This is a genomic window from Qipengyuania proteolytica, assembly GCF_019711565.1.
GTDB classification, from domain to species: domain Bacteria; phylum Pseudomonadota; class Alphaproteobacteria; order Sphingomonadales; family Sphingomonadaceae; genus Qipengyuania; species Qipengyuania proteolytica.
In genome coordinates, this window is the sequence record NZ_JAIGNN010000001.1 from 1,205,674 (window position 1) to 1,227,260 (window position 21,587).

The 21,587-nt window shown below is 66.4% G+C and carries 21 protein-coding genes; 7 read left to right on the top strand and 14 right to left on the bottom strand.

From position 1 onward, the window contains the following. Positions 1–21: 21 nt before the first annotated feature. Entirely contained in the window at positions 22–1,134 is a 1,113-nt protein-coding gene (locus K3172_RS05835; RefSeq protein WP_221587832.1) for an acyltransferase family protein, read from the top strand. On the opposite strand, the gene K3172_RS05840 is transcribed toward K3172_RS05835, so the two are convergent. Further along, positions 1,124–2,590, bottom strand: coding sequence for a hypothetical protein (locus K3172_RS05840; RefSeq protein WP_221587834.1), 1,467 nt, complete (start codon positions 2,588–2,590; stop codon positions 1,124–1,126). The two genes, K3172_RS05835 and K3172_RS05840, sit on opposite strands and share 11 nt — an antisense overlap. 265 nt (positions 2,591–2,855) lie before the next feature. Between K3172_RS05840 and K3172_RS05845 the strand changes: the two genes are divergently transcribed. Beyond that, entirely contained in the window at positions 2,856–3,563 is a 708-nt protein-coding gene (locus K3172_RS05845; protein ID WP_221587836.1) for a class I SAM-dependent methyltransferase, read from the top strand. Here the strand turns inward: K3172_RS05845 and K3172_RS05850 are convergent. The 8 genes from K3172_RS05850 to K3172_RS05885 all read right to left on the bottom strand — a co-directional run bounded on the left by K3172_RS05850 (position 3,560) and on the right by K3172_RS05885 (position 10,324). Continuing rightward, positions 3,560–3,955, bottom strand: a complete 396-nt coding sequence (locus tag K3172_RS05850; protein ID WP_221587838.1) for a GtrA family protein — start codon at positions 3,953–3,955, stop codon at positions 3,560–3,562. The genes K3172_RS05845 and K3172_RS05850 overlap by 4 nt on opposite strands. 19 nt (positions 3,956–3,974) lie before the next feature. Then, the gene (locus K3172_RS05855; protein WP_221587840.1) at positions 3,975–5,009 is read right to left on the bottom strand and encodes a glycosyltransferase family 2 protein; all 1,035 of its coding nucleotides are present in this window, start codon (positions 5,007–5,009) and stop codon (positions 3,975–3,977) included. A 176-nt stretch (positions 5,010–5,185) separates the two neighbouring features. Further along, positions 5,186–5,443, bottom strand: a complete 258-nt coding sequence (locus K3172_RS05860; RefSeq protein WP_221587842.1) for an ATP synthase F1 subunit epsilon — start codon at positions 5,441–5,443, stop codon at positions 5,186–5,188. A gap of 4 nt (positions 5,444–5,447) precedes the next feature. Further along, on the bottom strand, positions 5,448–6,905 hold the full coding sequence (gene atpD, locus K3172_RS05865) for a F0F1 ATP synthase subunit beta (protein WP_221587845.1): 1,458 nt from the start codon (positions 6,903–6,905) through the stop codon (positions 5,448–5,450). An 18-nt stretch (positions 6,906–6,923) separates the two neighbouring features. Further along, positions 6,924–7,289: a hypothetical protein gene (locus K3172_RS05870; RefSeq protein WP_221587847.1), complete on the bottom strand. Its 366-nt coding sequence runs from the start codon at positions 7,287–7,289 to the stop codon at positions 6,924–6,926. Between the two features lie 43 nt (positions 7,290–7,332). Further along, positions 7,333–8,205: a F0F1 ATP synthase subunit gamma gene (locus K3172_RS05875; protein ID WP_221587849.1), complete on the bottom strand. Its 873-nt coding sequence runs from the start codon at positions 8,203–8,205 to the stop codon at positions 7,333–7,335. Between the two features lie 22 nt (positions 8,206–8,227). Next, the gene (gene atpA / locus K3172_RS05880) at positions 8,228–9,757 is read right to left on the bottom strand and encodes a F0F1 ATP synthase subunit alpha (RefSeq protein ID WP_221587851.1); all 1,530 of its coding nucleotides are present in this window, start codon (positions 9,755–9,757) and stop codon (positions 8,228–8,230) included. A gap of 12 nt (positions 9,758–9,769) precedes the next feature. Continuing rightward, positions 9,770–10,324, bottom strand: coding sequence for a F0F1 ATP synthase subunit delta (locus tag K3172_RS05885; protein WP_221587853.1), 555 nt, complete (start codon positions 10,322–10,324; stop codon positions 9,770–9,772). A 205-nt stretch (positions 10,325–10,529) separates the two neighbouring features. Between K3172_RS05885 and K3172_RS05890 the strand changes: the two genes are divergently transcribed. Then, the gene (locus K3172_RS05890; RefSeq protein ID WP_221587855.1) at positions 10,530–11,360 is read left to right on the top strand and encodes a TauD/TfdA dioxygenase family protein; all 831 of its coding nucleotides are present in this window, start codon (positions 10,530–10,532) and stop codon (positions 11,358–11,360) included. Positions 11,361–11,391: 31 nt separating this feature from the next. Here K3172_RS05890 and K3172_RS05895 read toward each other — a convergent pair whose 3' ends face one another. Beyond that, a complete protein-coding gene (locus K3172_RS05895; RefSeq protein WP_221587857.1) occupies positions 11,392–12,930 on the bottom strand; it encodes a S1 family peptidase in 1,539 nt (512 codons plus the stop codon). A gap of 105 nt (positions 12,931–13,035) precedes the next feature. Here K3172_RS05895 and K3172_RS05900 point away from each other — a divergent pair, with 105 nt between their 5' ends. Both K3172_RS05900 and K3172_RS05905 read left to right on the top strand, forming a co-directional pair. Continuing rightward, positions 13,036–14,058, top strand: coding sequence for a bifunctional transcriptional activator/DNA repair enzyme AdaA (locus K3172_RS05900; RefSeq protein ID WP_247717934.1), 1,023 nt, complete (start codon positions 13,036–13,038; stop codon positions 14,056–14,058). Then, positions 14,058–14,801 (top strand): isocitrate lyase/PEP mutase family protein, encoded by a 744-nt coding sequence (locus tag K3172_RS05905; RefSeq protein WP_221587861.1) that lies wholly within the window; start codon positions 14,058–14,060, stop codon positions 14,799–14,801. The genes K3172_RS05900 and K3172_RS05905 overlap by 1 nt, the downstream gene beginning before the upstream one ends. A 65-nt stretch (positions 14,802–14,866) precedes the next feature. Here K3172_RS05905 and K3172_RS05910 read toward each other — a convergent pair whose 3' ends face one another. The 3 genes from K3172_RS05910 to K3172_RS05920 all read right to left on the bottom strand — a co-directional run bounded on the left by K3172_RS05910 (position 14,867) and on the right by K3172_RS05920 (position 18,194). Next, on the bottom strand, positions 14,867–15,766 hold the full coding sequence (locus tag K3172_RS05910) for an OmpA family protein (protein WP_221587863.1): 900 nt from the start codon (positions 15,764–15,766) through the stop codon (positions 14,867–14,869). A gap of 237 nt (positions 15,767–16,003) precedes the next feature. Further along, positions 16,004–17,563, bottom strand: coding sequence for a cryptochrome/photolyase family protein (locus tag K3172_RS05915; protein WP_221587865.1), 1,560 nt, complete (start codon positions 17,561–17,563; stop codon positions 16,004–16,006). Positions 17,564–17,597: 34 nt separating this feature from the next. After that, entirely contained in the window at positions 17,598–18,194 is a 597-nt protein-coding gene (locus K3172_RS05920) for an FMN-dependent NADH-azoreductase (RefSeq protein ID WP_221587867.1), read from the bottom strand. Positions 18,195–18,235: 41 nt separating this feature from the next. Here K3172_RS05920 and K3172_RS05925 point away from each other — a divergent pair, with 41 nt between their 5' ends. Next, positions 18,236–18,673, top strand: coding sequence for a winged helix-turn-helix transcriptional regulator (locus K3172_RS05925; protein ID WP_221587869.1), 438 nt, complete (start codon positions 18,236–18,238; stop codon positions 18,671–18,673). On the opposite strand, the gene K3172_RS05930 is transcribed toward K3172_RS05925, so the two are convergent. Continuing rightward, positions 18,658–20,823, bottom strand: coding sequence for a primosomal protein N' (locus tag K3172_RS05930; protein WP_221587871.1), 2,166 nt, complete (start codon positions 20,821–20,823; stop codon positions 18,658–18,660). The two genes, K3172_RS05925 and K3172_RS05930, sit on opposite strands and share 16 nt — an antisense overlap. A gap of 64 nt (positions 20,824–20,887) precedes the next feature. On the opposite strand from K3172_RS05930, the gene K3172_RS05935 reads away from it, so the two are divergent. Beyond that, a complete protein-coding gene (locus tag K3172_RS05935; RefSeq protein ID WP_221587873.1) occupies positions 20,888–21,583 on the top strand; it encodes a DUF4197 domain-containing protein in 696 nt (231 codons plus the stop codon). The last annotated feature ends 4 nt before the right edge of the window (positions 21,584–21,587 follow it).

Genomic DNA, 21,587 nt, shown 5'->3' on the forward strand with positions numbered 1-21,587 from the left:
ATGCTCGGGCATAGCGACAGGATGGAAAGACCGCAGTTCATCACGCCGGCCCTGTCGATCCTGCTCGATGCCGTGCGCGCCATCGCGGCATTGCTGGTTCTGGGCGGACATGCGGTGCAGATGGAAATCTACACCGGTCCCTATCCGTTCGGGCCGACCGTGCAGCATTATGCCGTGATCGTGTTCTTCGTGCTCTCGGGCCTCGTCATCGCCCATTCGGTCCGCGCCGGGAATTACAGCCTGCGCGACTACACGATCGCACGCGCAGCGCGGATCCTGCCGGTATCGCTGTTCGCCGTGGCCTTCTCGACCGCGATTTTCCTCGTGCTGTCCCGGCAAGGCCTGAGCCCGCTCGTCGCGCCCGATCTCAACAACGAGTTCTCGCTCGCGGCCATCCTCCTTCCCGCCCTTTTCCTCAGCGAGAGCGGCGATGGCGTCGGACCGCTGTGGAACCCGCCTTACTGGTCGCTCACTTACGAGGTGTGGTTCTATGCGCTGTTCGGCGCGGGCCTGTTCCTTAAGGGCACACGGCGGATCATCGTGCTCGCGCTGCTGTGCTGGATCGCCGGCTGGCGCGTTCTGGTGATGACGCCGATCTGGCTGATCGGGGCAGGGCTGGTGCGTTACGGCACTATCTGGCAACCGACCAAGGGGACACAGGCCGTCATCCTTGCACTTACCGGCCTCGTCATCATGAGCGTCTCGCGCATATACGCCTTCGACGCGCAGCCGCTCATGTTCGCCTTCCACGCGCAGTTCGGTTATTTGCTGCGCTTCAGCGAATATGCGCTGACAGACTTCGTGTTCGGGGTCGGCGTAGCGATGCTGTTCGTCGCCTTCCGCTATTTTGCGGCACCTATGGAAGGCTGCCTGCGTCAAGGTGCGCCGGTCATCAAGTGGTTCGCGGGCTTCAGCTTCTCGCTCTACGTGTTGCATTGGCCGATGCTTTCCGCGCTCTCGGCGCTCGGCATTGGAGCAGGGGACAACCCGCTTGTCTTCCTCGCATTGGCCGGCGGCATCATAGGCGCTTGCGCGCTGATCGCGCAGTTCACCGAATACCGCAGCCGGGATATCCGCAAATGGCTCGACCGGAGCTTCGCCAAGCAGCAGGCCCGCCCGGAAGCTATCGGCTAGCCGGCGTGTCGCCGAGCGCGTAGACGATCCCGCTCTCCCCGCGCCAGACCTCGCGCGCGGTAAAGGGCAGCTCGACCGCCTGCGGGTCTACCCCGTGGATCCAGAGATAATCGAACGCCGAAACCGGCAGGCGAGGCAGGACTTCGGTGAGTGCGGGCAGGCCGGTCGCCGGACAGTCCCTCAGCGTAACCGACTGCGAGGGATCGGCGACGAACTGGCGCCCCGCCGGATAATGGACGCTCAGGCCATTCGCGCCCGCCACGTCCCACTGCTCGTTCGTAAAGGCGCTTCGCCGCGCGATTGCGAAGCCGCCAATGTGTTTGAGCGGATTGACGCGCCACGACGTATCGCAGGCTTCGACCGCGAAATTCACGACGCGAGAACCCGGTCCAATCACGTCGAGCGCGGCGAGATTGGCCTCGATCCGCCGATCCTTTTCCATGAAGTCTGCGGTGGTGAGGGCCACCCGAACAACGAGGAATGCCATCGCGAGGACCATCAGGCCGCCGCGTATCCGCGGCGCACCCTCGAACGGCCTGAAGCCGAGCAAGGCGATGATCAGCGTGTATGGCAGCAACCGCATGTCGGCGTAATAGGAGCCGAAGACGCGCGAAGGCAGGGCGAGGAAAGCGGCGAGGCACAGCAACACGGCAATTGCGATGGCAGGATGCATACGGACGGGCTTCAGTATCAGGAGCGCGCAAACGGTCCCGACGACGATGCCGGCCGAAATCCAGTCCGCCATGCCCCATCCCGAACGAAAGATCGAAACCAGCCACACGATCTTGAGGAGCGCCGACCAGCCGCCGGTTGTCGCGTCGCCGGACGAGGTCCGCCACAGCAGCATGGGGACGAGCGGGAGCAACAGAGCGCAGCAGTCGGCGAGCACGGCGGCGACGAGCGACGGCCCGCGCTTGCCCTCCGCCCAAAGCGCATGAAGCGAGAAGCTGCCGCACAGCAGGCCGAGGAAGGCCCAGCCGAAGGTATGGCACAGCCACAGCAGTAGGCCCGCAATGGCGAGGAATACGCCCGCCACCAGGCCCGATCGCCGTTTGCGGATTGCCAGCCACGCCGGAAACACCACCAGCGCGAGCGCCATCGAGAGCGAGAAGTTGAGGAAGCCGTACTGGAACGGGAAACCGTAGATCAGCGGCAAGGCGAGCACGGCGAAAGGCGTTATGCGGCCGTGGAGCGCCCGGCTGGTCAGGATGATGCCGCCGGCAGCCAGAAGCTGCGTCGCGATCACGATGAGCCGCACCGCCGGCTCCAGGCCGATCAGGGGCTGCAGCACCTCGACCAGCAGGTCGACGCCGAGGTTGCCGATCAGCTGCCAGCGATAGGTGAAACCCTCCTGCAACGCGGGACTCGACGCAGCGCCGGTCTGGATCGCGTAGCGTCCGAGGTGGCCGAGCGCATCGGTCAGCGGCGGAAAGCCGACCGCGAGCAGGGGCAGCACGCACAGAAACAGCAGGACGGGGACGATCAGGCGCTCGCCGGCCGCGTCCGCTTGTGCGGTCTTCGAGGGGACAGGGTCCGCCAGTCTCGGCTCCTTCGGTTGCGGTACGCGTCCGCTCTATCTGTCGGGCCCGGACGGTCAAGCGACGCGCCGCCGTCATCAACACCGGGCACGAAGGCCGTGGAGGGACGGGTGGCGGCAGGTTCACGCTTTGGGCGCGTTGCGATAAGGCGTTCGATGGATGGTGCCAGAACAGGAATGTCCGGTGACGCACGAATATAACGATGATTTCTACGCCTATATCGGCTCCGGTGCGCGCAGTTCGGCGGAGGTGCTGGTACCGCTGGTGCTGGGCGAGGTCGCGGCAGCGCGCATGCTTGATGTCGGCGGCGGCAAGGGCGTCTGGGGCGCTGTGTGGGAAGCGAACGGCGTCCATGCGACCGTGGTCGATGGCGACTATGTCACCGCGCCGCTGGTCGCGGATTTCCGCGCGCGCGACCTGTCGCAGCCGCTCGATCTCGGCGAGCGGTTCGATATCGTCCAGTCGCTCGAAGTCGCCGAACACCTGCCCGAGAGCAGCGCCCGCGGCTTCGTCGAAAGCCTCGCGCGGCACGGCGATATCGTGGTCTTCTCGGCCGCCGTGCCGGGGCAGGGGGGCGAGCACCATGTCAACGAGCAGCCGCTCGACTACTGGCGCGCGCTGTTTGCCGAACGCGGCTACGATTGCTTCGATTTCATGCGACCTGTGCTGGCCGAGCGCACCGAGGTCAAACCCTGGTATCGCTACAACATCCTGATGTTCGCCAATGCCGCGGGGCAGGCGCGCCTCTCCCAGCGCGTCCGCGCGGCGCGAATCGCCAAGGTCGAGGAAATGGGCGACTTCGCCTGGAATTTGCGCAAGATTGTGGTCAAGGCGTTGCCGCGCAAGGCGGTGGACGGGATCGCGGCCTATCTCGCGGCGCGCAAGCGCTAGCGGGCTGCGGTCCGCTCCCTGCGCTGCAGGAAGACCCAGCTTCTCGCGAGGACGAAAAAGCTTACCGAATAGGCGGCCATCGCGGCCAGCTGGGCGAGCGGGTTGCCGACATAGCCGGCCTCGCGCGCCGCCCGCAGCACGGCGAGGTTCACGCAGAAGGACAGGGCCGCCGTGACGACAAAGCGCGCGGCCTCGCGCCAGTTGCCTTGACCGGACAGCCTGAAGGTAAAGCGGCGGTGGAGGAGATAGGCCGCGCTCAGCCCGAGCCCGTAACCAAGGGCATTGGCGAGGTAGTCGCCCGCGCCCAGCAGCATGGCCGCAAGGATGATCGCATAGCCGATCGCCGTGTTGGTCAGACCGACCAATCCGAACCTGACGACCTGTTCCTTCATCGCGAAATGCCCGGCTGCCTTACTCGCCTGCGGCCTTGCGGAAGGTCTCGCTGATGCTGCCTTCCAGCACATGGACCGGGTTTGCGGCATCGGCCACCTCGGCCTTCGTGCGGATCTCGTCCACGATGAACAGCGGACGGTTCTTGGCTTCCATGTACATCCGGCCGAGGTATTCTCCGAACACCCCGAGCACGAGCAGTTGCACCGAGCCGATAACGAGGATCAGCGCGGCGAGGCTGGTCCAGCCCCGTACCGCCTCGCCGGAGAGCCAGCCCGCCGCGACCCATCCGAGTGCAAGCAGGCCGACCACGCCGAAGATCATGCCCAGGTGAGAGGCGAAACGCAGCGGCACGGTGGAAAAGCTCGTCACCGCATCGATTGCCAGTGCGATCATCTTGCGCAGCGGATAGTTGGTCTGGCCGGCGAAACGCGCATCGCGTTCGTAGGGGACGGCGACCTGCGTAAAACCGATCCAGCTGACCATGCCGCGCACGAAGCGATAGCGTTCGGGCATGGCCTTGAGCTGTTCGGTCACACGGCGGGTCATCAGGCGAAAATCGCCCGTATCGCGAGGGATGGCGACGTCGACCATGGACGACAGGAAGCGGTAGAACAGCGAGGCGGTACCGCGCTTGAACGCCGTCTCGCCCGCGCGGGCGGTGCGCTGGCCATAGACCACGTCGGCGCCTTCCGCGATCCTGTCCGCCATCGTGCCGAGCAGTTCGGGCGGGTCCTGCAAATCGGCGTCGAGCACGAAGACGAGGGCGCCCCGAACATGCTCAAGCCCTGCGGCGAGCGCCAGCTGGTGGCCATGGTTGCGCGACAGGTTGATGCCCACGACGTGTGGCTTGGCATCGGCATGGCGGCAGATCGCGGCCCAGCTGCCGTCGGTCGAACCGTCGTTGACCAGCAGCACTTCGTAGTCGTTGGGGAAGCGTTCGCTGCAGGCGGCCTCGACGCGGCGCATGAGCTCGTCGAGCCCATCCTCCTCGTTGAAGACCGGCACGACCACGGACAGGCCGCGATCGCAGATTGGCGCCGGTGCTGCGGTCATCCGAAAATCCCCCCGTGTTCCGTCCCCGAGGGCTAAAGATTATTGGTAAACAAGGGGTGAAGGCAAGCGCTGCCTGCGGGCAAAGAAAAGGGCGGCACCAGGGCCGCCCTTTTCCGTTTTGCGAGTGGACCCGAAGGGCTCGTTGCCGTTCGCTCGCAAGGAGACCTTGCGGCCCCCTATTCGTCCACGTGTTCGGCGAGGACCGTGAGGCCCTTGTCGCCGACTTCGGCAAAGCCGCCGCGGACCTCAATGGTTTCGGGCGCGGCGCCTTCGGTCTTGTAGACCTGCACCGCACCGTCGCGGATGGTCGACATGAAGGGCGCGTGCCCTTCGAGCACGCCGAATTCGCCTTCCGTCCCGGGGACGACCACCATGTGGACGTCTTCCGAACGGACCAGCTTGGCCGGCGTGACGAGTTCGAAGTGGAGAGCCATGTCCTCAGGCGTCCTCGGCCAGCTTCTTGGCCTTCTCGACCGCCTGGTCGATGCCGCCGACCATGTAGAAGGCGGCTTCCGGCAGGTGATCGTATTCGCCGTCGACGACCGCCTTGAACGACTTCACCGTGTCTTCCAGCTGGACGAACACGCCCGGGATGTTGGTGAAGACTTCGGCGACGTGGAACGGCTGCGAGAGGAAGCGCTGGATCTTGCGGGCGCGGGCCACGGTCAGCTTATCTTCTTCCGACAGTTCGTCCATGCCGAGAATGGCGATGATGTCCTGCAGGCTCTTATACTTCTGCAGCGTTTCCTGGACGCGGCGGGCGGTCTCGTAATGCTCTTGGCCGACGACGCGCGGTTCGAGCACGCGGCTGGTCGAGTCGAGCGGGTCGACGGCCGGGTAGATGCCCAGCTCCGAAATCGCGCGGCTCAGCGTGGTCGTCGCGTCCAAGTGGGCGAACGAAGTTGCCGGAGCCGGGTCGGTAAGGTCGTCGGCGGGAACGTAGATGGCCTGGACCGAGGTAATCGAACCCTTGGTGGTCGAGGTGATGCGTTCCTGCAGGTTACCCATGTCGGTCGACAGGGTCGGCTGGTAGCCCACGGCCGAAGGAATACGGCCGAGCAGCGCCGACACTTCCGAACCCGCCTGGGTGAAGCGGAAGATGTTGTCGACGAAGAACAGCACGTCCTGGCCTTCGACGTCGCGGAAGTATTCCGCCATCGTCAGGCCCGAGAGGGCGACGCGGGCGCGTGCACCCGGGGGTTCGTTCATCTGGCCGAAGACGAGGGCAACTTTCGAACCGTCCGAAGTGGCGTTGCCGTCGGCGTCCTTGGCGATGACGCCGGCGTCGAGGAATTCGTGGTAGAGGTCGTTACCTTCGCGGGTACGCTCGCCAACGCCTGCGAAGACGGACACGCCGCCGTGGCCCTTCGCGATGTTGTTGATGAGTTCCTGGATCAGCACGGTCTTGCCGACGCCCGCGCCGCCGAACAGGCCGATCTTGCCGCCCTTGGCGTAGGGGGCGAGGAGGTCGATGACCTTGATGCCGGTGACGAGGATGGCCGCTTCGGTCGACTGGTCGACGAACAGCGGGGCTTCCGCGTGGATCGGGCTGGTGGTTTCGGCACCGATCGGGCCGCGCTCGTCGATCGGCGCGCCGACGACGTTCATGATGCGGCCGAGCGTCTTCGGGCCGACGGGGACCGAGATCTGCGCGCCGGTGTTCACGACTTCCTGGCCGCGAACGAGACCTTCGGTCGCGTCCATGGCGATGGTACGCACGGTGTTTTCGCCGAGGTGCTGCGCGACTTCGAGGACCAGCGTGTTGTCGCCGTTCTTCGTTTCGAGCGCGGTCAGGATCGCGGGCAGATCGCCCGGGAAATGCACGTCGACGACAGCGCCGATGACCTGGCTGATGGTGCCGTTGGGGCTCTGGTTAAGCTTGGGTGCGGTGGCCATGATGTGTGTCCTACTGGATCAGGAGTCTTTGTGGTGAGCGCCGTGCTCGGCGCAGATCTTTGCGGGGTCGGCGAGCACCCATGCGGTGCTGTCCTCGTTCGCGGTGATGGTGGCTTCGTGGCGCAGGTAGGTATCCTCGCCGAGGCCGAATTCGCAGATGACGTCTTCCGAGCCGAGGCCGGCACGCTTGCAGACCGCGGTGTTGACCGGTTCGGCGCCTTCGCACGCATCGCCGAAAACCTGGGTGAAGGTTTCCTGGTCGGGCGCGGGGAGGGTGCTGACCGGCTCCGGCGCGGCCGCAGCGGTTTCGACCGGAGCAGGCGCGGGCTCTTCGCCGCAGGCGGCGAGAAGAGCGAGAGGCAGGAGGAGGGCGAGTTTTTTCACTGGGTCGTCCTTAGAGTGCTTCCGCACCGGTTATTCGTTGTTGCTACAGTGCTTCCGCACCAGCAATGATTTCGATCAGTTCGGTGGTGATCGCGGCCTGGCGGCTGCGGTTGTACTGGATCGTCAGCTTGTTGATGAGATCGCCCGCGTTGCGCGTGGCGTTGTCCATCGCGGTCATCGAGGCACCCTGTTCGGACGCTTCGCGCTCGATCAGCGCACCGAAGACCTGCGTCTTGACGTAACGCGGCAGCAGCTCTTCGAGGATCGCTTCCTCGTCGGGCTCGTATTCCACCACGGCATCGCCGCCCGCCGCCGCGTTTTCCGGCGAGGGGACGGGGATCAGCTGGTCCACGGTCGGATCCTGCGCCAGGGCCGACTTGAAGATCGGGTAGACGAGGTGGGCGACGTCGAATTCGCCCTTCTCGAACCGCTCGATCAGGTCGCTGGCGATCGCTTCTGCCTCTTCGAAACCGGGCTGGCGCACGTCCGAAGTATCGAACCACTTCTCGATCCGTTCGGAATAGTCGCGCTTGATCGGCGCGCGGCCCTTCTTGCCGACGAGGTAGAAGCGGACGTCCTTGCCCTCGGCAATCAGGCTCGCCGCCTTGGCCTTGGCGGCCTTGACGATGTTCGAGTTGAGACCGCCGCACAGGCCCTTGTCGGTGTTCACGACCACCAGCAGGTGGCGCTTGTCCGATCCGGTGCCCGCGAGCAGCTTGGGCGCGCTGTCGCCGCTCACCTTGCCGGCGAGCGAAGCCATCACGCCCGACAGCCGTTCGGCATAGGGGCGTGCGGCTTCGGCAGCGGCCTGCGCACGGCGCAGCTTGGCCGCGGCGACCATCTGCTTGGCCTTGGTGATCTTCTGGGTCGACTTGACCGAGTTGATCCGGCCCTTGAGTTCTTTCAGCGAGGCCATGACGGCTCCCTATTTAAGGCTCTTAGGCGAACTGCTTGGCGAAGGTCTTGAGCGCGTCGACGACCTTGTTCTTGGTGTCGTCTTCGAACTTGCCGGTGTCGCGGATTTCGGCGAGCACGGCGGCGTGTTCGCTACGCATGTAGCTCAGCATCTGCGCTTCGTAGTCGGTCACGCGGTCGACCGCGACATCGTCGAGGTAGCCGTTGGTGCCCGCGAAGATCGACACGACCTGCTCTTCCACCGGCATCGGCGAGAACTGCGGCTGCTTGAGCAGCTCGGTCAGGCGCGCACCGCGGTTGAGCAGCTTCTGCGTAGCGGCGTCGAGGTCCGAACCGAACTGTGCGAAGGCGGCCATTTCGCGGTACTGCGCGAGGTCGAGCTTCATCGAGCCGGCGACCTTCTTCATCGCCTTGGTCTGGGCGGCACCGCCCACACGGCTGACCGACAGGCCGACGTTGATGGCCGGACGGATGCCCTGGTAGAACAGGTCGGTTTCGAGGAAGATCTGGCCGTCGGTGATCGAGATCACGTTGGTCGGGATGTAGGCCGACACGTCGCCCGCCTGCGTTTCGATGATCGGCAGCGCGGTGAGCGAGCCCGAACCGTTGTCGCCGTTCATCTTCGCCGCGCGCTCGAGCAGGCGGCTGTGGAGATAGAACACGTCGCCCGGATAGGCTTCGCGGCCCGGCGGGCGGCGCAGCAGCAGCGACATCTGGCGGTAGGCGACGGCCTGCTTCGAAAGGTCGTCGTATACGATCACGGCGTGCATGCCGTTGTCGCGGAAGAATTCGCCCATCGCGCAGCCGGTATAGGGCGCGAGGTACTGCAGCGGAGCGGGCTCCGACGCGGTAGCGGCGACGACGATCGAATATTCCATCGCACCGTTTTCTTCGAGGCTCTTGACGATCTGCGCGACGGTCGAGCGCTTCTGGCCGACGGCGACATAGATGCAGTAGAGCTTCTTGCCTTCGTCGTCGCCTGCGTGCGCTTCCTTCTGGTTGATGAAGGTGTCGATCGCGACGGCGGACTTGCCGGTCTGGCGGTCGCCGATGATCAGTTCGCGCTGGCCGCGGCCGACGGGAACGAGGGCGTCGATGGCCTTGAGGCCCGACTGCACCGGCTCGCTCACCGATTCACGCGGGATGATGCCGGGCGCCTTCACTTCGACGCGGCGACGCTCGGTCGATGCGATCGGGCCCTTGCCGTCGATCGGGTTGCCGAGCGCGTCGACCACGCGGCCGAGCAGGCCCTTGCCGACGGGAACGTCCACGATGGTGCCGGTACGCTTCACGCTGTCGCCTTCGGCGATGTCCGTGTCGGACCCGAAGATCACCGCGCCGACGTTGTCGGCTTCGAGGTTCAGCGCCATGCCCTGAACGCCGTTGGCGAATTCGATCATTTCGCCGGCCTGGACGTTGTCGAGGCCGTGGATGCGGGCAATACCGTCACCCACCGACAGCACGGAACCGACTTCGCTGACTTCGGCTTCGGTACCGAAATTGGCGATCTGGTCCTTGATGACCTTGGAGATTTCTGCGGCGCGGATATCCATGATGTGTGTCCTTTAAGCCTTCATGGCCTGGGAAAGCGAATTGAGACGGGTGCGGATCGAGCCGTCGATGCGCTTCGATCCGATGGTGACGACGAGGCCGCCGAGAAGCTCGGGGTCGACCTTCGTGGAAAGCTTGACGGTGCGGCCCTCGCGCGCGGTCAGCCTGCTCTTGAGATCGGCAAGCTGCGCGTCGGTGAGGGCGTGGGCGCTGGTGACTTCGGCGGTCACTTCGCCGCGCTGGGCTGCGGCGATGGCGCGGAAGGCGCGGATGACCTGCGGCAGCTGCGCCAGGCGGCGGTTCTGCGCCAACACGCCGAGGAAGTTCTGCGTGAGCTCGGTCAGGCCCATGATGGCCGACACGCCCCACAGCGCCTTTTCGGCGGCACCGCGCGACACCTTGGGGTTGGTGGTGAGCAGCTTGAGCTCGTTCGATTCGGCGAGCCCGGCTTCGAGCTTTTCGAGGTCCGATTCGACGGCGGTGACCGTGCCGGCCTCGCTTGCGAGATCGAACAGGGCCGAGGCGTAACGGCCTGCCAGGCTAGCCTGAATACCGGCGGAAATATCCACGCGCTTGAGGTCCTCTTGGGTCCGGAGAAAACTTTGTGCGTCCGAGCCGGATGCGGGCGAAACGGAATCGCCCCGGCAAGGTCGGCGCGCGCCTAGCAAAGCCCCCCTTCAAAGGCAAGCCGAGTCCGGGCGGGTTTCTGGACTCCGTGCCGCAGAAGCGTAGAATGCGCACCGGGGACGCGAGCATTTGCGCAGGAGAGGGACGATGGAGATGGTGCCGCTGGCCCCGAAGTGCGGGGTCGAGATCACGGGCGTCAGGCTGGCCGAGGCGCAAGGCGAAACGCTGGCCGCCATCCGTACCGCGATCTACGAGCATGGCGTCGCGCTGTTTCGCGGGCAGGACGACTTCACGCCCGAAGCGCATATCGCCTTCGCCAAGCGCTGGGGCGGGATCGACATCAACAACTATTTCCCGCTGACCGACGAGCATCCGGAGATCGCCGTCGTCCGCAAGAAGGCGGACCAGCAGACCAATATTGGCGGCGACTGGCATACCGACCATTCCTACGACCAGGTCCCGGCGATGGGCTCGATCCTCGTCGCGCGGCTCCTGCCGCCCAGCGGCGGCGACACGCTGTTCGCGCATATGGGCGAGGCCTATGATGCGCTGCCCGAGGATCTCAAGGAAGAGATCGAGGGGCTGGAGGCGTTCCACACCGCCGACCATATATACAAGGCCGACGGCCTTTATGCGAAGACCGACATGGGGAGCGAGCTGCGCGGCCACGACCTCAAGACCGGCGCGGTGCATCCGGTGGTGATCCGCCACCCGGTCACCGGGCGCAAGCTGCTCTACGTCAACCGCGCCTTCACGGTGAACTTCGTCGGCCAGACGCGCGCGGAGAGCCTGCCGCTGCTAACCCGCCTCTATGCCGAGGCGCTGGCGGCGGACAACACCTGCCGCGTGAAGTGGGAGCCGGGCGCGGTGGCGATCTGGGACAACCGCACGACCTGGCACAATGCGCTCAACGACTATCAGGGCCACGCCCGCGAGATGCACCGCATCACGCTGAGCGGGGAAGCGCTGGCGGCTTAGGCTTTATATCAGCACCCGCGCCCGGGCCGAATTAGGGCCGCACGCTGCATTCGTAGGCCAGCCGCTCGTTGGGCTGCTGCGGCAACTGCGCCAGAACCTCGGTCTGGAGATCGCCGAGCTTTCCGGCTGCCCCCTCTTCACCGCAGACCGGTGCCTTGTACTTGCCGCGCGCGGCCCGTGCGTCCTCCATCGCGCTTCGCGGCAGCAGGTAGCGTTCGACGCGGTAGATGCGGCGGTCGGGGTCGAAGCTGTTGACTGAGACGGCGTCTTCCGCATTGGGCACGAACACGCGGCTCCAGGTGCCGCCGGAGAAGCCGTATTGCGTGCGCCCGTTGACGCAGCCGCCCTCGGCCCAGTCGAAATCGAGGCCTTCCGCCTCGGCGCTGGTGACGCGGCTGCGCTCGGGCAGGAGCGAGCATTGCAGCGCGAGGTCGCCGGTGGCGGGGTCTTCCGGCGATGTGTTGGGTGCGTCGGGCTGCATCGCGGCGGCGACGCGGCGGTCGATCTCGTCGAGGCCCGGGCGGGTGATATAGGCCGCCAGCGCCGCCAGCACCACCACCGCCGTGCCCGCGGCGACCATGCGCAGGCGCTTCTCGTCGCGCGGGTCCCGGTTGAACAGCGCCATCGCCCACTGGCCGAGCCCGAAGGCCACCAGCAGCAGGACGAAGGCGAGGAAGACGCGGTCCTCGCGCTCGGTAATGACCGCCTGCTCGGCTTCCAGCTGCGCACGCACGCGCTTGGTGCGGCTTGCCTCGGCCCGCTCTGCCAAGGCCTGACGCGCGGCCATCTGCTCGCGCTCGATCCGGTCGCTTTCGGCTTCGTCGAGTTCGGCCATGGAACGACAGGGCAATTCGTTGACGCGCGGCGTCACATTGTTGGCGCGCAGGAACGGCAGCAATTCGCGGTTGGAAACGGCGAAGAAGAACTCCGCATCGCCACTGTCATTGTCCGCGCCGAAGCTGTTCACGCCCAGCACGCGCCCGCAACCGTCGAGCAGCGGGCCGCCGGAATTGCCGCGTGCGATGGGGGCGGTGTGCAGGATCGAATCGAACTGGCGGCTGGGGCGCGCGCCCGAGATGAAGCCGCGGCTCTTCACCGGCGGCTGGCTGCGGAAGATGTCGCCTATGGCGAGCCCCTGCGCGCGGTCGACGTTCATCGGATAGCCGACGCTGGTCACCTCGCCGCTGTCGGGCGGGGTGCCGCCGGAGAGCGCGAGCGGCGGCAGGCGGAGCGAGCCGGTGATCTGCACCAGCGCAAGGTCGGTCTTGGCCGAAGCGGCAAGGACGCGGCCATAAACCGCCTCGCCTCCGCCGGACGGGACGATCCCGATCCTCAGCTCGTCGTCAAGCATGGCGTCGCGCACCACATGGGCGTTGGTCACGACCTTGTTGGCCGTGACCGCAAAGCCGGTGCCGTGGCTGACGGGCAGCAGCTCGTCGCCGTCCTCGGCAATGATGACGATCCGCACCACCCCGCGCGCGGCGGCGTCGATATCGGCCGGATCGGCCTCCGCCAGCGAGGGCGCGAGCAGCGCCAGCGCGGCCGCGAGCAATGTGAGAAAGCGTCCCATCCGCCTGCGCTTTTGGCCGCCATCGGCTTTGATCGCAAGCGGCGGGATGCGCGCCGTGCAAAACCTCCGCACAAGGCGCGCATATCGTCTATGGAGAGACCAATCATGATCGACCACACGCAAGCCTGGGCCGCCGTCAAGCGGCGCGACCGCACGTATGACGGGCGCTTCGTCACGGGCGTACTGACGACGGGCATCTATTGCCGCCCGTCATGCGCCGCACGCCATCCCGTGCGCGAAAACGTGCGCTTCTTCGCGAGCGGGGCCGAGGCGCGCGCCGTGGGCCTGCGCGCCTGCAAGCGGTGCCTGCCCGACGACGTGTCGCGCGACGAGGCGGCGGTGCTCGCCGCGATCGACGAGATCCGGCAGGCGGAGGACGCGCCCTCGCTCGCGGCGCTCGCGCAGATCGCGGGTTATTCGCCAACCCATTTCCAGCGCGTGTTCAAGCGCGCTACGGGCCTCTCGCCCGCCGCCTATGCCCGCGCCCTGCGCGAGGAGCGGGCGCGCGATGCGCTGAGTGCGGGCGAGAGCGTGACCGGCGCGATCTACGCGGCGGGCTATGGCTCGGCCTCGCGCTTCTATGAAGACACGAAGGGACGGCTGGGCATGACGGCGAGCGACTGGAAGGACGGCGGCAGGGACCGCACGATCCACTGGACGGTAGTGGCGACGAGCCTTGGCGACATGCTCGTCGCGGCGACCGGGAAGGGCGTGTGCTGCCTCAGCTTCAACGAGGGCGAGGCGGAGTTGCGGGCGCGCTTCCCCAAGGCCGAGCTGGTCGAGGGCGGCGAGGACTTCCGCGCCCTGTTCGACGAGGTAGTCGCGGTGGTCGAGGATCCCGCGCGCGACAATTCGCACATCCCGCTCGACGTGAAGGGCACCGCATTCCAGCAACGCTGCTGGGAGGCGCTTCGCCAGATCCCGGCGGGAGAGACGCGCAGCTATGGCGAGCAGGCCGCGATGCTCGGCAACCCCAAGGCCAGCCGCGCGGTCGGCGGTGCCAACGGCGCGAACAATATCGCCGTGCTGATTCCCTGCCACCGCGTGATCGCGGCGGACGGCGGGCTGGGCGGCTACGCCTATGGCACCGAGATCAAGGCCGAGCTGCTTCGGCGGGAGGGTAAGTGATGGACAAGGTCGAACAATTCCGCGCGCTGCACGTGCCGGGCAAGCCGCTGGTGCTCTACAATATCTGGGACGCCGGGTCGGCGCGGGCGGTTGCGGAGGCGGGGGCCAAGGCGATCGCCACGGGCAGCTACGGCGTGGCCGAGGCGAACGGCTTCGCGGACGGGGAGACGCTGCCGCTCGAATTCGCGCTCGCAACGCTGACGCGCATCCTTTCGGTCACCGATCTGCCGGTCACCTTCGACATGGAAGCGGGCTATGGCGACACGCCTGCCGAGGTCGGCGCTTCGGTTGCGCGGGCCTTCGCTGCGGGCGCGGCCGGCATCAACATGGAAGACCGCATGCCGGGCGCGACGGCGCTTCTTCCCTTAGCCGAAGCGGCCGAACGGTTCGCGGCGGCGGCAGACACAGGCATTCACGTCAATGCGCGGACCGACGTCTATCGCGGCGTCGATCCGGCGGATTACAGCGAAGCCATGATCGAAGACGTGCTGGAGCGCGCCCGTTTCTATGCCGAGGCCGGGGCGGGCAGCCTGTTCGTGCCCTTCCTCGGCGACCATCCGACGATCCGCGCGATCTGCGAGGGCTCGCCGCTGCCGGTCAACGTGCTGTGGGCGCCCGGACGCGGGACGACTGCGGAACTCGCCGCACTAGGCGTTGCCCGGATTAGCTACGGCCACCAGCCGTGGGCCTGGGCGATGGAGAAGCTCAAGGCCGATGCGGCGGAACTGTTCGCGGAGGGCTGAGCAAACGAAAATGGGGCGGGCAACCTTCGCTGCCCGCCCCGCAATCTTTCGGCTGTCACTCGGGCTTAGAGGCCGGCGTCCATGCCGTCGACGCTCTTGCTGACGAGGATGTTCACGGCCACGCGGCGGTTCTGCGCCTTGCCTTCTTCGGTCGTGTTGTCCGCAGCCGGATCGGCTTCGGCCATGCCGGTCGGCGTCAGCATACGGTACGGTGCCCAGTCGCATTCCTGCTGGAGGAAGTTGACGACGCGCGCGGCGCGCTTTTCGCTCAGCTGCTGGTTGAACTCGTAATCGCCGGTAGAGTCGGTGTAGCCGACCACGAGCAGCAGGGCATTGTCCGTCGCTCCGGCCTGGCTTGCAGCCTGGCAAAGATCGGCACGGGCTTCATCCGACAGGGTGTACTTAGCCGTGTCGAAATAGACGTTGGTCACGCCCTTGATATTGTACTGGTCGATGTTGGCGACGCGGCCGCGCAGCGCTTCGGTCGCGGCTTCGTTGGCGGTGAAGCGCTGGTCGGTGCCCTGGTGGATCATGCGCGCGGTCTTGAGGTCGCGATCCTTCATCGAGACCTTCGTGGCGATCAGGCCGCGGTTGCCCCACTGGACAGTGTCGACCTTGACTGGAATGCCGTTGAGGAGCTGGTTCATGGCCAGCTTGTCCTTGCTCATGCCGAGGAACCCGCCGCTGGTGCGGATTTCGGTCGCGTCACTCAGCGTCAGCACGGTGTTCGTGCCATCGGTGGCGGTAACACGGATGCGGTTGCCGTCGCGGCCCGAGATGATGCCTTCCACATCGGGACCGGCAGGCATGTCGGACAGATCGCTCGGCACGACGCCGGTTACGGTGATGTCGCCCGAAGCCTCGGCTTCATAGGCGCCCTGCGCGGGCAGTTCCTGGGCAGTTGCGGGAATGGCGAGCAGGCTGGCGGCAGCGATGGCGCTCGCGGTCTTCGAAAACATGTGCATTGCAGTACTCCTAATACGATCCGGCGAGCACGTGGCGGCGAATGCCGCGCAGTCCCCTCTGTATGTGCTTGCCGGGGTGTCAGAGCCCCCTTCATTCAATGGATACGAAGCGGCAGAAATTACCGCGTGCGGGGCTGGTGTTGTTGCGAACCTGTCCGATAAATGAACGGTCGCAGGGTCGGTGCCAAGGAGGGGGGTGGCGTGGGCCCGGGGTGCGACGAACCGTTGCGAAGCGCGTTAGGCGTCTCGCGCCCAGCTGCCTTGCGCAGGCCTGAGGGTGGCGAGGAACGACTCGGCGCTGTCGAGATAGTCGCGCTGTTTCTCCGGTCCCATCCGGTCCCAAGTGGCATAGATGCGCCCGATCCGCGGATTGCTCTCCAGCCGCTCGCGGTGGCGCTCCATGAAATGCCAGTAGAGCGGGTTGAACGGGCAGGCACCGTCGCCGGTCTTCTTCGAGACCGAATAGGTGCAGCCCGAGCAGTAGTTCGACATCTTGTTGATGTAGTTCCCGCTCGCCGCATAGGGTTTCGAAGCCAGCTTGCCGCCATCGGCATAGAGGATCATCGCCGCAACGTTCGGCAGTTCGACCCATTCATAGGCATCGGCATACACGACGAGGAACCAGTCCTCGACCTCGCGCGGGCTGATCCCGGCGAGCAGCGCGAAATTGCCGAGCACCATCAGCCGCTGGATGTGGTGCGCATGGGCGTTCTCGCGCGTGGAGCGGATGCAGTCGGCAAGGCAGGCCATGTCGGTCTCGCCGGTCCAGTAGAATTCGGGCAGGCCGCGCTGCGCGTTGAGCGCGTTCGCCTTTTGCAGGTGCGGCATCTGGTGGAAGTAGAAGCCGCGCACATATTCGCGCCAGCCGATGATCTGGCGGATGAAGCCCTCGACGCTGTTGAGCGGTGCCTTGCCGTCCCGGTAGGCTTTCTCCGCACGCTGGCAGAGCTCGAGCGGGTCGAGCAGGCCGAGGTTGATGCTGGTCGACAGCATCGAGTGGAACAGATCGTCCTCGCCCGCGACCATCGCGTCCTGGTACGGGCCGAAGCATTCGATCCGCTCGGCAAAGAAGGCATCGGCGGCTTCCTCTGCCTCGTCGCGCGTGACCGGCCATTCGAAGCGTTCGAGGCTGCCGAAGTGGTCGCCGAAGCGATCCTCGACGAGGTCCATCACATCCCGGGTGATGTCGTCCGGCTCGAATTTCGGCCGTTCGGGAGCGGCAAGACCTTCCTTGGGCGGCTTGCGGTTCTCGCTGTCGTAGTTCCACTCGCCGCCTTCGGGCTTGTCGCCGTCCATCAGCAAGCCGGTCTTGCGGCGCATCTCGCGGTAGAAGAACTCCATGCGGAGCTCCTTGCGGCCCTCCGCCCATTCATCGAATTCGGCTTGGGAGCAGACAAAGCGGTCGTCGCGCAGGATCTCGACTTCGCAGGCGAACTTGTCAGCCCACTGGTCCATGTCCTCGCGCACGCGCCATTCGCCGGCCTCGACCACGCTGACGAGGCGCGGGTCGTGCCGCTCGATCGCGCGCGCGACCTCGCCGGTGAAGCTGCCGGAATTGTCCTCGTCGGTCAGGCGGACATAGTCGACCGTCCAGCCCGCATCGCGCAATGCCTCGGCGAAATGGCGCATGGCGGAGAAGATGAGGACGATCTTCTGCTTGTGGTGTTTGACGTAGGTCGCCTCGTCCCAGACCTCCATCATGAGGATGACGGTATCGTCCTTGGGCCGTCCGCGGATGGAGGCGAGGTCGCGGGTCAGATGGTCGCCGAGGATGGGAACGAGAACGGGGCCGGGCATTTCCGCTTCAATGCCCGGCCGCCGCGATGGTGCCCTAAAGCTTCGCGATTTCGTCCTTCGCCGCCGCGAGCCCCGCTTCGATGGCTTCGGGCCCGTAGCCTGCCTTCTCGACGCGGACGAAGTGGAGGTCGTCGACGCCGATGAAACCGAAGAAGGTCGTCAGCAGGCTTTCCTGGTTCTCTGCCATCTGGTCGTTCGAATATTCGCCGCCGCGCGCCGAGGCGACGATCACCTTGCGACCGCCCGCGAGCCCTTCGGGCCCGGCTTCGGAATATTTGAACGTCACCCCGGGAACGCCGAGCCGGTCGAGCCAGGCCTTGAGCTGGCTGGGGATGGAGAAATTGTACATTGGCGCACCGACGATCACGACGTCGGACGCGAGAAACTCGTCGAGCACCGCGCGCTGGTCGGGATAGGCGGCGGCGACCGCCTCCTCGTGCGTTTCGGGCAGGGTGCGGATCGCCTTGGTGGTGATCGGGTCGATATGCGGCAGCGGCTCGGCGACGAGGTCGCGCTCGATCACCGTCGCGTCGGGATGCTTGGCGGTGAAGTGTGCGACGAGTTCGTCGGTCAGCTTGCGGCTGATGGACTGCACGCCGGTGGTTGCGCTGTCGATGCGAAGGATTTGCATTGCGGTTTCTCCGTAGTTACTATCGATAACCTGGAGGCCATATGGAAACTGCAACCCGCCTGGCGCAAGAAGGCACTTTGCTGTCCGATAGGGACACCGGTGTAACCCTCGAAGTCCACGATGCCCCGCAATGTTCCGCGGTGAACGACATCCTTGCGAGAGTGGGCGACAAGTGGTCGGTCCGCGTCGTGATGGCGCTGGCCGACGGTTCGCTGCGGTTCAACCAATTGCGGCGCGGGATTCCTGGCATTTCGCAGCGCATGCTCACCCGCACCCTGCGCGGGCTCGAGCGCGACGGGCTCGTCAGCCGCGCGGTCACGCCGAGCGTGCCGCCGCGGGTCGACTATGCGCTGACCCGGCTCGGCACCTCGCTCTGCGATCCGGTCGCGCGGCTGGGCAACTGGGCGATCGCCAACATCGGTCAGGTCGAGGCGGCGCGCGCGGCCTTCGACGCGGGACAGGATCAGACGAAACTGTAGGGATCGACGTCTACCGCTATTCGCACGCCGGGCGGGTGGTCGACCTGCCTCAGCCAGCCGCGGATCACGTCCTGCAATTGCACGCTGCGGCGCGCATTGATGAGGAAGCGGTAGCGATAGCGACCACGCAGCAGCGCCATCGGCGCAGGCGCCGGACCGAGAATCTGGCACTCCTCCACCTGCGGGCGGAAGGCGCCGAGCCGGTTGGCGGCCTCGCGCGCTTCGGCATCGTCTTCCGACGAGATGATGATCGCTGCCCAGCGGCCGAAGGGCGGGGCGCCGGCGTGACGGCGGCCCTCGGCCTCGACCTCGTAGAAGGCGTCGCGGTCCCCGGCGGCGAGCGCGGCGATGACGCTGGCTTCCGGGTGGCGCGTCTGGATCAGTACTTCACCGGGTTTGGTCCCGCGCCCCGCGCGCCCGGCGACCTGCGCGACCTGCTGGTAGGTCCGCTCGCCCGCGCGCAGATCGCCGCCTTCGAGGCCGAGATCGGCATCGACGACACCGACGAGCGTCAGGTCCGGGAAATGGAACCCCTTGGTTACCAATTGCGTGCCGACGATAACGTCGATCGCCTTCGCCTCGACCGCGGCGATGAATTCGGCGGCGCGGCCGGGCGAATTGAGCGTGTCGGAGGTGGCGACGAATACCCGCGCATCGGGCACCCGCTCGGCCACTTCGTCGGCGATCCGCTCGACGCCGGGGCCGCAGGCGACGAGGCAATCGGGCTCGCCGCATTCGGGACAGGCGCTGGGGCTCGGGGTCTCGTGGCCGCAATGGTGGCAGGCGAGGCGGCGGGAGAAGCGGTGCTCGACCAGCCAGGCGCTGCAATTGGGGCACTGGAAGCGGAAGCCGCAATTGCGGCACAACGTCAGCGGCGCATAGCCGCGGCGGTTGAGGAACAGCAGCGATTGTTCGCCCTTGGCCAGCCGCTCCTCGATCCCGTTGACCAGCCGCTGGGCGAGCCATATCCCGTGCGGCGGCTTTTCCTGCGTGAGGTCGATCGTGTCGATCGCGGGCAGTTCCGCGCCGCCGAACCGGCTCGGCAGATCGACCTTGGTGTAGATCCCGCTCTCCGCCATCTGCAGGCTTTCCAGCGCAGGCGTGGCGCTGGCGAGGACCACCGGCACCTGCTCGAAATGCGCGCGCATCACCGCGACGTCGCGCGCGTTGTAGCGCACCCCGTCCTCCTGCTTGAAGCTCACCTCATGCGCCTCGTCGACGACGATCAGGCCGAGCTTGCGGAAGGGGAGGAACAGCGCGGAGCGTGCACCCACCACGACCTGCGCCGTGCCCTGCGCAACCGCGCGATAGGCGCGCCGCCGCTCGGTGGATTTGAGCGAGGAATGCCACAGCACCGGCGCGGCGCCGAACCGTTCTTCGAAACGGTGGAGGAAGTTTTCGGTCAGCGCGATCTCGGGCAGCAGGACGAGCACCTGGCGGCCCATCCGCAGCGCCTCGGCGACGGGTTCGAAATAGGTCTCGGTCTTGCCCGATCCGGTCACGCCGTCGAGCAGGAAGGGCGCGAATTCGGCCTTGCGCACTGCCTCGGCGAAGGTGGCGGAGGCTTCGGCCTGTTCCGGGCTCAGCTCGATATGCGCGAAATCGGGCTGCGCCGCGTCGTAGGGCCGGTCGCAATCGACCTCGATCGGTTCGAGCACGCCCTGATTGACGAGCCCGCGCAGCACGCCCTCGCTGACCCCCGCTATGCCGGACAGTTCGCGAATGTTCGCCTGCTCGCCCTCCAGCGATTCCATCGCGGCCAGCCGCTGCGGGGTCAGCCGTTCGGGCATGCCCCCGGTCAGCCGGTATTCGGTCATCGTCGCCGGACCTTTGAGCGCCCCGCCCGAGCTCAGCGCCATGCGCGCCACGCTCGCCAGCGAGGCGACGTAATAGTCCGCGGTCCATTCGATCAGCCGCCGCAGCGCGGCGGAGAGCGGCGGGACCGGCAGAACCCCGCGCAAATTCCGCAGCTTCTCTGCCGGAACCTCGGTCCCGGGGAGCCGTTCAGCCTCCCAGACGATCCCGATCACGGTGCGCGGGCCCAGCGGGCATTCGACCACCGAACCGGGCTCGACAGGCAGGCCCTCGGGCGCCTTGTAGTCCAGCGGACCAAGGGCGGCATTGAGGACGAGGCAGCGCACGCGGTTCATGGCCGGGCCATATGGGCGGCGCGACAGGGGTGCAACAAGGGTGGGATGGAAGAGGACTGAAGATATGACCGAGATTATGCAACGACCCACCGGACGCCGCGCGTTCATCGGCGGACTGTCGCTTGGCGGAGCCGCGCTCATCCTTCCCGGATGCGCGGGCCTGCCCGGTTTCAGCATGGTCGATGCCGTCCAGCGCCTGCTCTACCTTTCGAGCGAGCGCGCCTTCATGCGCATGCTCCAGCGCGACGGGTTCTGGGACCAGCAGGTCGCGCAGCTGGGCCTCAATAACCTGCTCGGCACGCGCGGCGATGTGCTGAGTCGGATCCTGACGTCCGCCCTGTTCAAGAACCGGCTCGAGAATGCCTTCGGCGACATTGCCTACGAAGGCGCCGAACGCGCGGCTCCGCTGGTGACCGAGGCCGTGCGCACCATCGGCTTCCAGAACGCGATCGACCTGGTGCGCGGCGGTCCCACCGCGGCCACCGCCTTCCTGCGCGGTTCGATGGGCGAGACTTTGGTCGAAGCGATGGTGCCCGAACTGGGCACTGCCATGCGCGTGGCGCAGGACCCGCTCGTGGGCGAACTGATCCGCGGCCTGACCGGCGTCGACCTGGCGGGCGCGACCACTCGCTTCGCCGGCAATGTCGACGATACGATCTGGCGGGAAATCGGCGTCGAGGAAGCCGCGATCCGCCGCGATCCGCGTGCGACCAACGATGCGCTGCTGATCGGCGTCTTCGGCACCGGCGCCGGGTACTAGCCGC

What these genes read in the sequence shown, in the direction of transcription:
- K3172_RS05835 (WP_221587832.1), top strand. Translation starts at nt 22, where the DNA reads ATGGAAAGACCGCAGTTCATCACGCCGGCCCTGTCGATCCTGCTCGAT.
- K3172_RS05850 (WP_221587838.1), bottom strand. Translation starts at nt 3,955, where the DNA reads ATGAAGGAACAGGTCGTCAGGTTCGGATTGGTCGGTCTGACCAACACG.
- K3172_RS05855 (WP_221587840.1), bottom strand. Translation starts at nt 5,009, where the DNA reads ATGACCGCAGCACCGGCGCCAATCTGCGATCGCGGCCTGTCCGTGGTC.
- K3172_RS05860 (WP_221587842.1), bottom strand. Translation starts at nt 5,443, where the DNA reads ATGGCTCTCCACTTCGAACTCGTCACGCCGGCCAAGCTGGTCCGTTCG.
- atpD (WP_221587845.1), bottom strand. Translation starts at nt 6,905, where the DNA reads ATGGCCACCGCACCCAAGCTTAACCAGAGCCCCAACGGCACCATCAGC.
- K3172_RS05875 (WP_221587849.1), bottom strand. Translation starts at nt 8,205, where the DNA reads ATGGCCTCGCTGAAAGAACTCAAGGGCCGGATCAACTCGGTCAAGTCG.
- atpA (WP_221587851.1), bottom strand. Translation starts at nt 9,757, where the DNA reads ATGGATATCCGCGCCGCAGAAATCTCCAAGGTCATCAAGGACCAGATC.
- K3172_RS05890 (WP_221587855.1), top strand. Translation starts at nt 10,530, where the DNA reads ATGGAGATGGTGCCGCTGGCCCCGAAGTGCGGGGTCGAGATCACGGGC.
- K3172_RS05895 (WP_221587857.1), bottom strand. Translation starts at nt 12,930, where the DNA reads ATGGGACGCTTTCTCACATTGCTCGCGGCCGCGCTGGCGCTGCTCGCG.
- K3172_RS05900 (WP_247717934.1), top strand. Translation starts at nt 13,036, where the DNA reads ATGATCGACCACACGCAAGCCTGGGCCGCCGTCAAGCGGCGCGACCGC.
- K3172_RS05905 (WP_221587861.1), top strand. Translation starts at nt 14,058, where the DNA reads ATGGACAAGGTCGAACAATTCCGCGCGCTGCACGTGCCGGGCAAGCCG.
- K3172_RS05910 (WP_221587863.1), bottom strand. Translation starts at nt 15,766, where the DNA reads ATGCACATGTTTTCGAAGACCGCGAGCGCCATCGCTGCCGCCAGCCTG.
- K3172_RS05915 (WP_221587865.1), bottom strand. Translation starts at nt 17,563, where the DNA reads ATGCCCGGCCCCGTTCTCGTTCCCATCCTCGGCGACCATCTGACCCGC.
- K3172_RS05920 (WP_221587867.1), bottom strand. Translation starts at nt 18,194, where the DNA reads ATGCAAATCCTTCGCATCGACAGCGCAACCACCGGCGTGCAGTCCATC.
- K3172_RS05925 (WP_221587869.1), top strand. Translation starts at nt 18,236, where the DNA reads ATGGAAACTGCAACCCGCCTGGCGCAAGAAGGCACTTTGCTGTCCGAT.
- K3172_RS05930 (WP_221587871.1), bottom strand. Translation starts at nt 20,823, where the DNA reads ATGAACCGCGTGCGCTGCCTCGTCCTCAATGCCGCCCTTGGTCCGCTG.
- K3172_RS05935 (WP_221587873.1), top strand. Translation starts at nt 20,888, where the DNA reads ATGACCGAGATTATGCAACGACCCACCGGACGCCGCGCGTTCATCGGC.